At 57.8% G+C, this 13097-nt stretch carries 12 protein-coding genes; 9 read left to right on the top strand and 3 right to left on the bottom strand.

The genetic code is table 11. From position 1 onward, the window contains the following. Nucleotides 1–31 precede the first annotated feature (31 nt). The 9 genes from argS (at nt 32) to ACYASS_RS20750 (ending at nt 11005) form a co-directional block, all read left to right on the top strand. Entirely contained in the window at nt 32–1768 is a 1737-nt protein-coding gene (gene argS / locus ACYASS_RS20790) for an arginine--tRNA ligase (RefSeq protein ID WP_463587510.1), read from the top strand. 1 nt (nt 1769) lies between these two features. Further along, entirely contained in the window at nt 1770–2450 is a 681-nt protein-coding gene (locus ACYASS_RS20785; RefSeq protein WP_122664142.1) for an SPOR domain-containing protein, read from the top strand. A 387-nt stretch (nt 2451–2837) separates the two neighbouring features. After that, entirely contained in the window at nt 2838–3368 is a 531-nt protein-coding gene (gene hslV, locus ACYASS_RS20780) for an ATP-dependent protease subunit HslV (protein WP_027901992.1), read from the top strand. Nucleotides 3369–3436: 68 nt separating this feature from the next. Beyond that, nucleotides 3437–4774 (top strand): HslU--HslV peptidase ATPase subunit, encoded by a 1338-nt coding sequence (gene hslU, locus ACYASS_RS20775; protein WP_122664141.1) that lies wholly within the window; start codon nt 3437–3439, stop codon nt 4772–4774. Between the two features lie 139 nt (nt 4775–4913). Further along, the gene (locus ACYASS_RS20770) at nt 4914–5291 is read left to right on the top strand and encodes a gamma-butyrobetaine hydroxylase family protein (protein WP_122398295.1); all 378 of its coding nucleotides are present in this window, start codon (nt 4914–4916) and stop codon (nt 5289–5291) included. A gap of 340 nt (nt 5292–5631) precedes the next feature. Further along, entirely contained in the window at nt 5632–7311 is a 1680-nt protein-coding gene (gene phaC / locus ACYASS_RS20765; RefSeq protein ID WP_243244244.1) for a class II poly(R)-hydroxyalkanoic acid synthase, read from the top strand. 243 nt (nt 7312–7554) lie between these two features. After that, complete coding sequence (gene phaZ / locus ACYASS_RS20760) at nt 7555–8409, top strand: poly(3-hydroxyalkanoate) depolymerase (protein WP_122664138.1); 855 nt, start codon at nt 7555–7557, stop codon at nt 8407–8409. A gap of 156 nt (nt 8410–8565) precedes the next feature. Beyond that, nucleotides 8566–10251, top strand: a complete 1686-nt coding sequence (phaC, locus tag ACYASS_RS20755) for a class II poly(R)-hydroxyalkanoic acid synthase (protein ID WP_463587509.1) — start codon at nt 8566–8568, stop codon at nt 10249–10251. Nucleotides 10252–10390: 139 nt separating this feature from the next. Then, a complete protein-coding gene (locus ACYASS_RS20750) occupies nt 10391–11005 on the top strand; it encodes a TetR/AcrR family transcriptional regulator (protein ID WP_463587508.1) in 615 nt (204 codons plus the stop codon). 183 nt (nt 11006–11188) lie between these two features. Here ACYASS_RS20750 and ACYASS_RS20745 read toward each other — a convergent pair whose 3' ends face one another. The 3 genes from ACYASS_RS20745 to ACYASS_RS20735 form a co-directional block, all read right to left on the bottom strand. Beyond that, entirely contained in the window at nt 11189–12043 is an 855-nt protein-coding gene (locus ACYASS_RS20745) for a phasin family protein (protein ID WP_463587507.1), read from the bottom strand. 10 nt (nt 12044–12053) lie between these two features. Further along, nucleotides 12054–12479, bottom strand: a complete 426-nt coding sequence (locus ACYASS_RS20740) for a phasin family protein (RefSeq protein WP_243244239.1) — start codon at nt 12477–12479, stop codon at nt 12054–12056. A 272-nt stretch (nt 12480–12751) separates the two neighbouring features. Further along, a complete protein-coding gene (locus ACYASS_RS20735; protein ID WP_243244238.1) occupies nt 12752–13030 on the bottom strand; it encodes a polyhydroxyalkanoic acid system family protein in 279 nt (92 codons plus the stop codon). Between the last annotated feature and the right edge of the window lie 67 nt (nt 13031–13097).

Genomic DNA, 13097 nt, shown 5'->3' with positions numbered 1-13097 from the left:
GCTGCCGCGCTTGCGGTCGAAAGAGAGCATCATGAAAGACATCATTCGCCAACTGATCCAACAAGCCCTGAGCCAACTCGTCACCGAAGGCGTCTTGCCAGAAGGCCTGTCGCCAGTGATTCAGGTGGAGAATGCCAAGGACAAGACCCACGGCGACTTCGCCAGCAACATCGCCATGATGCTGGCCAAGCCAGCCGGTATGAAGCCCCGTGATCTGGCTGAAAAGCTGATCGCCGCGCTGCCTGCCGATGAGCAGATCAGCAAGGTTGAAATCGCCGGTCCCGGCTTTCTGAACTTCTTCCAGAACACTCAGGCTCTGGCCGCACGTCTTGACGCCGCGCTGGCCGACGCCCAGCTGTCGGTGCGCAAAGCCGGTCCGGCGCAGCGCACGGTTGTCGATCTGTCGGCACCGAACCTCGCCAAGGAAATGCACGTAGGTCACCTGCGCTCGACGATCATCGGCGACGGCGTTGCCAGCGTTCTGGAGTTTCTCGGTGACACCGTCATCCGCCAGAACCACGTGGGCGACTGGGGTACGCAGTTCGGCATGCTGCTGGCTTATCTGCAAGAGCAGCCAGCCACCAGTGACGAGTTGTCGGACCTGGAAGACTTCTACCGCGCCGCGAAAAAACGTTTTGACGAATCCGAAGAGTTCGCCGATCGCGCCCGTGGGCTGGTGGTAAAACTGCAGGCCGGTGACGCTGAATGCCTTAACCTGTGGACCAAATTCAAAGACATCTCGCTGTCGCACTGCCAGAAAGTCTACGACCTGCTGAACGTCAAACTGACCCCGGCAGACGTGATGGGCGAAAGTGCCTACAACGATGATCTGGCCAACGTAGTTGCCGATCTGAAAGCAGCCGGCCTGCTGGTTGAGAGCAACGGCGCACAGTGCGTCTTCCTCGAAGAATTCAGAACAGCCGACGACACCCCGCTGCCAGTGATTGTGCAAAAGGCCGGTGGCGGATATCTGTACGCGACCACCGACCTGGCTGCGATCCGCTATCGCAGCAACGTATTGAAGGCTGATCGCGCCCTGTATTTCGTCGACCAGCGTCAGGCGCTGCACTTCCAGCAGGTATTCGAAGTGGCACGTCGTGCCGGTTTCGTTCACGAAGGCATGCAACTGGAACACATGGGCTTCGGCACCATGAACGGCGCCGACGGCCGCCCGTTCAAGACTCGCGATGGCGGCACGGTCAAACTGATCGACCTGCTTGAAGAAGCCAAGGAGCGTGCCTACACACTGGTCAAGGAAAAGAACCCCGAGCTGCCTGAAGACGAACTGCGCACCATCGCCAAGGCCGTAGGCATCAGCGCGGTGAAGTACGCCGACCTGTCCAAGCATCGGGCCAGCGACTACAGCTTCAACTTCGACCAGATGCTCAGCTTCGAAGGCAACACCGCACCGTATCTGCTGTATGCGTACACACGAGTTGCAGGCGTTTTCCGCAAGCTGGGTACGCCCTTTGATGCCAGTAAGGGCCAGATCGTCCTTGAGGCACCACAGGAGCAGGAGCTGGCTGCACGCCTGGCGCAGTTTGGGGAAATCCTCAACAACGTCGCCGACAAAGGCACGCCGCACGTTCTGTGCGCATACATTTACGACCTCGCCGGCCTGTTCTCCAGCTTTTACGAGAACTGCCCTATCCTGGCCGCCGAGAATGCCGAACAACAGCAGAGTCGCTTGCGCCTCGCTGCATTGACCGGCCGCACCCTCAAGCAAGGCCTGCAACTGCTGGGTCTGGAAACTCTGGAGCGTATGTAAGTTGGCTGCTGCGAAAAAGAAACCTGCTCCCAAGCGCGGCGCCAGCCGTTATCAGGCACCCGCGAAGAAGCCGATTCCTGGATGGCTGTGGCTGGCAATCGGTCTCAGCGTCGGTGCCTTCGTCGTTTTTCTGATGAAGCTCGAACCCGGCGGCGACGACATCAAGCGAGTCAGGGCTGATGCCAAGGCGGCAAAAATCGCCGAAGCGAACAAGACGCCACCGAGCCCGACCGCGCCGGTCAAGCCCAAGTACGACTTCTACACGCTGCTGCCGGAATCGGAAGTCATCGTGCCTAACGAGGCCGTGCCGGAGAAAACCCCGCCACCAGTGGTTGCGCCGGTCACGCCTGAGCAAGCCGCGAAGATCGACACCGCACGCGCTCAGGCAGCGCTCAGCGGCCTGACTCCGCCACCGGCACCGCCTGTGGCCAAACCGGCAGCGGTGACACAATTCTTCCTGCAAGCGGGCTCGTTCCGTAAAAAAGAAGATGCCGACAAGGTGCGCGCGCAGATCATCCTGCTCGGCCAGAGCGCAGCCGTTGAGTCAGGTACGGTCAAAGATGAAACCTGGTACCGCGTGCTGGTCGGACCGTTCAGCAACCGCGAGCAACTGACCGTGGCCCAGAAGCAGTTGGCGAGTGGTGGTTTTAGTAACTTGTTGTTGCAGCAGCGCAGTAAGTAACTACCGCATCCGGATCCCGTGGGACCGAATTCATTCGGGAAGAGGCCGCCACGTCTTGCATCATCGGTGCCTGACAAAACGCCTTCGCGAATGAATTCGCTCCCACAGGTCACTGCCGAAATGCTGGCCTGTAGGAGCGCCCCAGTCGTCCAGACCCCGCAATGCCGTGCAGCAAACGCGGCCCCTGTAGGAGTGCGCTTGCTCGCGATCGGATTTCATGGTCGACGAATTTATCGCATGAACTGACGCCATCGCGAGCAAACTCACTCCTACAGTTGTTATGCTCGCCCCTCATCACCACTCATCCCCCACGGTTGAAATCCTTTCCCACACCCCCATATGAGTTTTCACCAGGGCATTTTCGCCCCGCTGTGTGGAGACTCTCCCTTGACCACCATCGTTTCAGTGCGCCGCCACGGCAAAGTCGTCATGGCTGGCGACGGCCAGGTTTCTCTGGGCAACACCGTCATGAAAGGCAACGCCAAGAAAGTGCGTCGTCTGTACCACGGTGAAGTAATTGCCGGTTTCGCCGGTGCCACGGCCGATGCGTTCACTCTTTTCGAACGCTTTGAAGGGCAACTTGAAAAGCACCAAGGTCATCTGGTGCGTGCCGCCGTTGAACTCGCCAAAGACTGGCGAACCGACCGCTCCCTGAGCCGCCTGGAAGCCATGCTGGCGGTTGCCAATAAAGACGCGTCGCTGATCATCACCGGTAACGGCGACGTAGTTGAGCCCGAAGACGGCCTGATTGCCATGGGCTCTGGTGGCGCTTTCGCTCAAGCTGCGGCTCGCGCCCTGCTGCAAAAGACCGACCTGTCGGCGCGTGAAATTGCCGAAACCGCATTGCATATCGCTGGCGATATCTGCGTGTTCACCAACCACAACATCACCATTGAGGAGCAGGACCTCGCTGAGTAAGCCTCGTCATGGCCGCTGCAACCAGCGGCCATGCCGAATCTGAATCAGCTGGAGGACCGCCAAATACCATGTCAATGACTCCCCGTGAAATTGTCCACGAACTGAACCGCCATATCATCGGCCAGGACGATGCCAAGCGCGCCGTTGCCATCGCCCTGCGTAATCGCTGGCGCCGGATGCAACTGCCTGAAGAGCTGCGCGTTGAAGTAACGCCCAAGAACATCCTGATGATCGGCCCGACCGGTGTCGGTAAAACCGAAATCGCCCGTCGTCTGGCCAAGCTGGCCAACGCGCCGTTCATCAAGGTCGAAGCGACCAAGTTCACCGAGGTCGGCTATGTCGGCCGCGACGTTGAGTCGATCATTCGTGATCTGGCCGACGCGGCGATCAAGCTGCTGCGCGAACAGGAAATCATCAAGGTTCGCCACCGCGCCGAAGACGCGGCCGAAGACCGCATCCTCGACGCCCTGCTGCCGCCTGCCCGCACTGGCTTCCAGGAAGAGGCAGCGCCGAGCAACGACTCGAACACTCGTCAGCTATTCCGCAAGCGTCTGCGTGAAGGTCAGCTGGACGACAAGGAAATCGAGATCGAAGTCAGCGAAGCCGTTGGCGTCGACATTTCCGCGCCACCGGGCATGGAAGAGATGACCAACCAGCTGCAAAGCCTGTTTGCCAACATGGGCAAGGGCAAGAAGAAGAGCCGCAAGCTCAAGGTCAAGGAAGCACTCAAGCTGGTACGTGAGGAGGAAGCAGGTCGCCTCGTCAACGAAGAAGAACTCAAGGCCAAGGCGCTGGAAGCCGTCGAACAGCACGGCATCGTGTTCATCGACGAAATCGACAAAGTTGCCAAGCGCGGCAACGTCGGCGGTGCCGATGTGTCTCGTGAAGGCGTACAACGCGACTTGCTGCCACTGATCGAAGGCTGCACGGTCAACACCAAGCTGGGCATGGTCAAGACTGACCACATCCTGTTCATCGCTTCCGGTGCATTCCACTTGAGCAAGCCGAGTGACCTGGTGCCAGAGCTGCAAGGCCGTCTGCCGATCCGTGTAGAACTCAAGGCGCTGTCGCCACAGGATTTCGAACGTATTCTCAGCGAGCCGCACGCGTCCCTGACCGAGCAATACTGCGCACTGCTGAAAACTGAAGGTTTGAACATCGCGTTCGAAGCAGACGGCATCAAGCGTCTCGCCGAGATTGCCTGGCAGGTCAACGAGAAGACCGAGAACATCGGTGCGCGTCGTCTGCACACACTGCTTGAGCGCTTGCTGGAAGAAGTGTCGTTCAGCGCCGGTGACCTGGCGACTGATCCGGATGCAGCGCCGATCCGCATTGATGCCGAGTACGTGAACAGTCACCTTGGCGAACTGGCCAAGGATGAGGATCTGTCGCGGTATATCCTGTAACGCAAAAAATTACTGTAGGAGTGAGCTTGCTCGCGATAAGGTCGGCACGACCTTTTAGCAATGGTGAATTCACTAAGTCACGACTGCTTCGCAGCCGATCGCGAGCAAGCTCACTCCTACAGATATCATCCGGTGTGACATGCCCAAACTCCCCACAGCCATCCAGCTCCACAAAGCCTCGAAAACCCTGACTCTCAAGTACGGGCCAAGCGAGGAATATCACCTGCCTGCAGAGTTTCTGAGGGTGCATTCGCCGTCTGCCGAAGTTCAGGGCCATGGCAAGCCGATCCTGCAATTCGGCAAACTCGGTGTAGGACTTACCAAAGTCGAACCTGCCGGGCAATACGCACTGAAATTGACCTTCGACGACGGTCATGACAGCGGACTGTTCACATGGGAGTATCTTTACGAACTGGCGCAACGCCAGGAAGACCTGTGGAATGACTATCTGCTTGAGCTGAAAAACGCTGGCAAGTCCCGCGACCCTTCCGAGCAAGTCATTCGGCTGATGCTCTAACCCGCACCCCTGAGCCGCCCGGCGTTTTAGGACGCGCTTTCTAATTCCTTTTGTTTGAATGTGCCGCGCAGCGGCCAATGACGGGTGCTGCTTGCGATTTTTCGCAATCTCGCGTAACCAATGGTTTTGGCAAGTTCCCTGCATCCTCAAATGCAGTTGAAAGGTTTGCAAAGAAGTCGTCGCAAGGAGCGCAATTGTTCACGCGTCCACCGCGACGGCCACCTCTTCAGGGATAAGCGGTTTAGCCATCATCGGTCACCCGAGCAGTAGTACCGGCATTTGCCTGTGTCACTGATTCACAGGGAAGCGGTACTCACCACAGGACAATGGAGCGTCGTGAATGAGTAGCAGAAACAACGATGACCTGCAGCAACAAGCCTCGGAACACACGCTGGGTTTGAATCCGGTGGTTGGCCTGCGGCGCAAGGACTTGCTGACCACTGCCCGTATGGTTCTGCGCCAGGCGTTGAAACAACCCTTTCATAGCGCCAAACACATTGCGCACTTGAGCGTCGAACTCAAGAACGTGCTTCTGGGTAAATCAGCCCTGCAGCCTGCTCCGGAAGACCGGCGTTTCAATGACCCGGCCTGGAGTCAGAACCCGGTTTACCGCCGTTACTTGCAGACCTATCTGGCCTGGCGCAAGGAACTGCATGACTGGATCGGCGACAGCAATCTTTCCCCTCAGGAAATCAGTCGCGGCCACTTCGTCATCAATCTGATGACCGAAGCCATGTCGCCCACCAACACCGCAGCTAATCCGGCAGCAATCAAACGCTTCTTCGAAACCGGCGGCAAAAGCGTTCTCGACGGCCTGTCTCACCTGGCCAAGGATCTGGTGCACAACGGCGGCATGCCCAGCCAGGTCAACATGGACGCCTTCGAAGTTGGCAAAAGTCTGGGCACCAGCGAAGGCTCGGTGGTGTTTCGCAACGACGTGCTTGAGTTGATTCAGTACAAGCCCATCACCGAGCAAGTGCATGAAAGGCCGCTGCTGGTAGTACCGCCGCAAATCAACAAATTCTACGTGTTCGACCTGAGCCCGGAAAAAAGCCTGGCGCGTTTTTGTCTGCGCAGTAATGTGCAGACGTTCATTATCAGCTGGCGTAACCCGACCAAGGCTCAGCGTGAATGGGGTTTGTCGACGTACATCGATGCGCTCAAGGAGGCTGTCGATGTGGTCACGGCCATCACCGGCAGCAAAGACGTGAATATGCTTGGTGCTTGTTCAGGCGGCATTACCTGCACAGCGCTGCTCGGCCATTACGCCGCATTGGGCGATCAGAAGGTCAATGCCCTGACCTTGCTGGTCAGCGTGCTCGATACCACGCTGGACACCGACGTCGCGTTGTTCGTCGACGAGCAAACGCTGGAGTCGGCCAAGCGCCACTCGTATCAGGCGGGAGTACTCGAAGGCAGCGACATGGCCAAGGTGTTTGCCTGGATGCGGCCCAACGACCTGATCTGGAACTACTGGGTCAACAACTACCTGCTCGGCAACGAGCCGCCAGTGTTCGACATCCTGTTCTGGAACAACGACACCACCCGCCTGCCCGCCGCCTTCCACGGCGACCTGATCGAGATGTTCAAGAACAACCCGCTGATCCGCCCCAATGCGCTTGAAGTGTGCGGTACGCCTATCGACCTTAAACAGGTCACCAGCGATGTGTTTTGTCTGGCCGGGACCAACGATCACATCACGCCATGGGGCTCCTGCTACAAATCAGCGCGGCTGTTCGGTGGGAAGACAGAATTTGTACTGTCCAGCAGTGGCCATATACAGAGCATTCTCAACCCGCCCGGTAACCCCAAGGCACGCTACATGACCAACAGCGAGTTGCCGGTCGATCCGAAGGTCTGGCAGGAAAACGGCACCAAGCACACCGACTCATGGTGGCTGCACTGGCAGAACTGGCTGAGCGAACGCTCCGGCAAACTCAGAAAATCCCCGGCGATTCTGGGCAGCAAGGCTTTCCCGGCCGGAGAGGCATCACCGGGGACCTATGTGCATGAACGCTAGGGCTTGATGCGACGGGTGGCGTCAGGAACGGCTGCCGATGGCCGTTACAAAGGCAGGAGCGATCTCGCGGCAGACAGAAAACTGTAGGAGCTGCCGAAGGCTGCGAAGCATTTTCAGCCTCTTTCGCAGCCTTCGGCAGCTCCTACAGTAACCACTGACATTCCACATCGGCGCCCGGCCTCGGGCGATCTGGTCAAAGCGCAGGACGGCTTTTCCAGCGGTTTAACCCACAGGGCTTCGCGCATGCCGCAACCGTTTATTTTTCGCACCATTGATCTGGATGGCCACAGCATCCGGACTGCTGTACGCCCAGGCAAGAGTCATCTGACTCCACTGCTGATTTTCAATGGTATTGGCGCCAACCTCGAGTTGGTGTTCCCTTTCGTTGACGCGCTGGACCCGGACCTGGAAATCATCGCCTTCGATGTGCCCGGCGTCGGCGGCTCCTCAACACCCAGTCGCCCATACCGGTTTCCCGGTCTGGCAAAACTGGCGGCACGCATGCTCGACTATCTGGACTACGGCCAGGTCAACGCTATCGGCGTTTCATGGGGCGGTGCGCTGGCTCAACAGTTCGCTTACGACTACCCGGAGCGCTGCAAAAAGCTGGTGCTGGCGGCGACAGCTGCGGGGGCAGTGATGGTCCCGGGCAAACCGCGAGTGCTCTGGTTGATGGCCAGCCCGCGGCGCTACATACAACCGTCTCACGTCATTCGTATTGCACCGGAAATCTACGGCGGTGCGTTCCGGCGTGATCCCCATCTGGCCGCCAACCATGCCGCGAAGGTCCGTTCGTCCGGCAAGCTGGGCTATTACTGGCAACTGTTTGCAGGCATGGGATGGACCAGTATCCACTGGCTGCACAAGATTCATCAGCCTACATTGGTGCTGGCAGGCGACGATGATCCACTGATCCCGTTAATAAATATGCGCCTTCTGGCTTGGCGGATCCCCAACGCCCAGCTACACATAATCGATGACGGTCATTTGTTCCTGATCACCCGCGCTGAAGCAGTTGCCCCCATCATCATGAAGTTTCTCCAGCAGGAACGTCAGCGCGCCGTGATGCATCCGCATCCGACACCGAGCGCACACTGACTATCACAGACACACAAGGATTCCCGACACAGCACCAACGCTTCACCGACTGCGCCGTTTGAATGGAAGTTATACGGCGCAGAACGACGCATGCCCTCAAGGGGCGCGTCTGCACAGATGTATCGGTCGATGGCACAACGAAGGAGTGTTGCCCCCATGCGAGAACGATCAACCAAAGGCGCCGAGACCACTCCGGCGACTTACATCAATGCACAAAGCGCGATTACTGGTCTGCGTGGCCAGGATTTGTTTTCGACGTTGCGCAAGGTCGCAGCCCAAGGCTTGCAGCATCCATTGCGCAGCGCCCGGCACGCGCTGGCTCTGGGCAAGCAAGTCGGCCGTGTCATGCTGCTGGGCGAGACGCCCTATCAGTTACCTGCCCGCGACACCCGCTTCGCCGACCCGACCTGGAGCCTGAACCCGCTGTATCGTCGCGGGCTACAAACTTATCTGGCATGGCAGCATCAGGTCAGGCACTGGATCGATGAGACTGACCTGTCCAAGGATGATCGCGAACGGGCACACTTCATTTTCTCGCTACTCAACGATGCCCTCTCACCCTCCAATACCTTGCTCAACCCGATGGCGGTCAAAGAGCTGTTCAATAGCGGCGGCAACAGCGTGGTCAAGGGCCTTGGTCACATGTTCGATGACCTGCTGCACAACAACGGCCTGCCCCGACAAACCACCAAAGACGCTTTCGAAGTAGGCCGCACGGTGGCGGCAACTCAAGGCTCGGTGGTGTTTCGTAACGAACTGCTGGAGCTGATCCAGTACAAGCCCATGAGCGAAAAACAGTACGCCAGGCCACTGTTGATCGTGCCTCCGCAAATCAACAAGTACTATATTTTTGATCTGAGCCCAGCCAACAGCTTCGTCCAGTACTGCCTCAAGAATGGTTTGCAGACGTTCATGATCAGTTGGCGTAACCCGGATGTGCGGCACCGTGAATGGGGGTTGTCCACCTACGTTCAAGCCACCGAAGAAGCGATGGCTGTATGCCGGTCCATCACCGGAGCCAAAGAAGTAAACCTGGTCGGTGCGTGCGCTGGAGGACTGACCATCGCCGCGCTGCAAGGGCATTTGCAGGCTAAGCGGCAACTGCGCAAAGTCGCCAGCGCGACTTACATGGTTAGCCTGCTGGACAGTCAGATCGAAAGCGCCGCGACGTTATTCATCGACGAAACGACACTAGAGGCCGCCAAGCGTCGCTCCTATCAGCAAGGCGTGCTGGACGGTCGGGACATGGCGAAGATCTTCGCCTGGATGCGCCCGAATGATTTGATCTGGAGTTACTGGATCAACAACTACCTGCTGGGCAAGGCACCGCCCGCTTTCGACATTCTGTACTGGAACAACGACAGCACCCGGCTGCCCGCCGCGCTGCACGGCGATCTGCTGGACTTCTTCAAGCACAACCCGCTGACTCACCCCGGCGGACTGGAAGTCTGTGGCACACCCATTGACCTGCAGAAGGTGACTGTGGACAGCTTCAATGTTGCGGGCATCAACGACCACATCACGCCATGGGACGCGGTTTATCGTTCGACACTGCTGCTGGGTGGCGACCGTCGTTTCCTGCTGGCCAACAGTGGCCACGTGCAGAGTATTCTCAACCCGCCGGGTAACCCCAAAGCCAATTACGTCGAGAGCGGCAAACTCAGCAGTGATCCACGCGCATGGATTTACGACGCGAAAAACCATGAGGGCAGTTGGTGGCCAGCCTGGCTGGAATGGATACAAGCCCGGTCGGGCACTCAGCGCGAGACCCGGATGGCGCTGGGCAACACTACTTACACGCCCATGGAGGCTGCACCGGGGACTTATGTCCATGTTCGGTAAAACGCTTGGCACTAATCCCTTGTAGGAGCTGCCGAAGGCTGCGAAAGCGGTGTGCCATGAGGGCCCTATTCGCAGCCTTCGGCAGCTCCTACAAGTGCACACATTTCCATTCGAAATTATCTGCCAACAAGAAGACCGGATGAAAACCCGCGACCGAATCCTTGAATGCGCCCTGACGTTGTTTAACCAACAGGGTGAACCCAATGTCTCGACCTTGGAAATTGCTAACGAACTGGGCATCAGCCCTGGCAATCTTTACTACCACTTCCACGGCAAGGAGCCTTTGGTGCTCGGCCTGTTCGAGCGTTTCCAGGCAGAGCTTTCGCCACTGCTGAACCCACCCGAAGATGCACAACTGGCCGCCGAGGATTACTGGTTGTTCCTGCATTTGATCGTCGAGCGGCTGGCCGACTACCGCTTCCTGTTTCAGGACTTGTCCAACCTGGCGGGGCGACTACCCAAACTGGCTCGCGGTATTCGCAACCTGCTCAATAGCCTCAAGCGCACGCTGGCGTCGTTACTGGCACGCCTGAAAGCGGAAGGCCAGGTCATTAGTGATACCCAGGCATTGGGGCAACTGGTGGAGCAAATCACCATGACCTTGCTGTTCTCGCTGGACTACCAACGAATTCTGGGGCGTGAAGCTGAAGTGAGGGTCGTGGTTTACCAGATCATGATGCTTGTCGCGCCGCATCTGACGCCGGGTTCACGGTATGCGGCGCAGCAACTGGCGAGGCATTATCTGGAGGAATGAAATGCATTTTCTGTAGGAGCGAGCTTGCTCGCGATAGCGCCAGCACAGTCGATATATTCATCGACTGACAGACCGCCATCGCGAGCAAGCTCGCGCCTACAGAATCTGTGTTTGCCCGGACCGGCGGCACAAAAAAGCCCGACCTGCTTTCGCAGATCGGGCTTTTGCATTACAGCCCTCGAATCAGGACTGGCTGGCCGGTGTCGACGGCGTAGTCGATGCCGGTGCTGCTGCGGTATTGGTCGCCGCGGGCGTTGGTGTTGCGGTTGGTGCGGCTGCGGGTTTCGGTGCAGGTTTCGGTGCAGGTTTAGCCGCAGCCTTCGGTGCCGCCTTTGGCGCAGCAGGTTTCCTGGCAGCGGCCGGTTTTTTCGCCGCAGCCGGTTTGCTGGCCGCTACGGACTTGGCCTTGGTCGCGGTTTTAGTCGCAGCCTTGTTAGCGGCGGCAACGGGTTTGGCCGCTGCTGCTTTCACGGCCGGTTTGGCTGCTGCGGTTTTCGCGGCAACTTTATCAGCGGCCTTGGCAACCGGTTTCGCGGCGGCCTTAACCAGTGGTTTGGCGGTGGTTTTGGTCGCTGGTTTAGACGCCGCGGCCTTGGAAACAGGCGCTTTTGAAACAGGGGTTACCGACGCACCTGTCAGCTTCTCGATTTGCTTGGTCAGCAGATCAACCTTGCTGTGCAATGCCTTTACTTCATTGCGGCTCGGTACGCCCAGACGCGAAATGGCGCTGTTCAGGCGCTTGTCGAAAGCCCCTTCCAGCTCACTCCATTTGCCCAGCGCGAGGTCTTTGACATCACCCACACGAGACTTCGCAGCCTTGGCAGAGTCCTTGGCCGAATCGACTTGTTTATCGACTTCGACCTTGGTCTGTTTTTCGGCCTTTTCGCCATCTTTTACCAAGGTTTCAAAAAGCTTACTGCCGTCATTGCTGATCTTGGAGTAAGCGCCTAAACCAGCCAGCCAGATTTGGCGGGAGTACTTCTCGACCTCGCCAATCCAGGAGCTGCCTTCTTTCTCGATTTTTTTCTTGCCAGCCATCCTGCTCTCCTTATTGTTTACGCGCGACACGTTCAAGCAATGCCGTCAGCTCATCGAGCTTAGCAGAGAGTGTCTCCACATCATGTTTAGACGGTATACCTATGCGATTCAAGGCGCTGGCGACCCGTCGATCGAATGCGCTTTCGATTTTGTCGAGTTGCAACTCGACTCGCCCCTTGACCGATGTCAGCTCGCTTTTAGCGGAATCGATCTCGCTGTTGGCTGCATCAACCTTATCGTCGATCACCTGTTTGGCTTTCTTCTCGGTCTGCTCGCCAACTTTGACCAGCTCCTTGAAGTATTCAGCGCCTTCCTGACCCGCCCAGGAGTAGGCACCCAGCCCCGCCAGCCAGACCTTGCGGGCATACAGGCGGACGTCGGAGACCGACTTGGTTTCTACGTCTTTGACTTTTTTCTTCAACGTAACTTTGGCCATGATGAACCTCACGCTCGAATGTTTGAGGATCGCCCCCAGGGACAACGGGGCATGGACACGAAATTAGCCGGAAAAATTAGAATGCTCACCCTAGGTTTGGGTGGTGTTGAAGGGGTGTAGGAAATCGCGACGCCGCTGCAAAAATTAATTCTGTAGGAGTGAGCTTGCTCGCGATTCGATAGGTCATTCAAATCTTATTTGGCGGACCTGACGCCATCGCGAGCAAGCTCACTCCTACAGAGAAATTTGCCAGCCACCGGCATGTTGTCGCATCAGGCCAATAACGCCTTATCCAGTTGCCGCTCGACTTCTGCCTGAATCTGCCCGCTCATGGCCGACAGGAAAAAATTCAGCTCCAGGTTAACGCGCACCAGCGCGTCCTCAACATCAACAGTCCCTTTGGCGCCCTTGCCTTCCAGTTTGACGACGTCGCCTTTCCATTCGTGCTCGATACCGTACTTGTCGGCCAGCTTCTCGACCAGCAACTCAGCCTTCTCGCGGGCCTTTTCCTTACCCAGCGTGTGCGGGCGTTCAACAGTAATTTTGGCCATCCAGGGGCTCCTTCAGCGCAAGGTAAATCGTGGGGCAACTATAACAGCCACCCCGGATGAAGAAACT

The organism is Pseudomonas sp. HP_14 (genome assembly GCF_055283875.1).
This window is presented reverse-complemented; position numbering and strand designations above follow the sequence as displayed.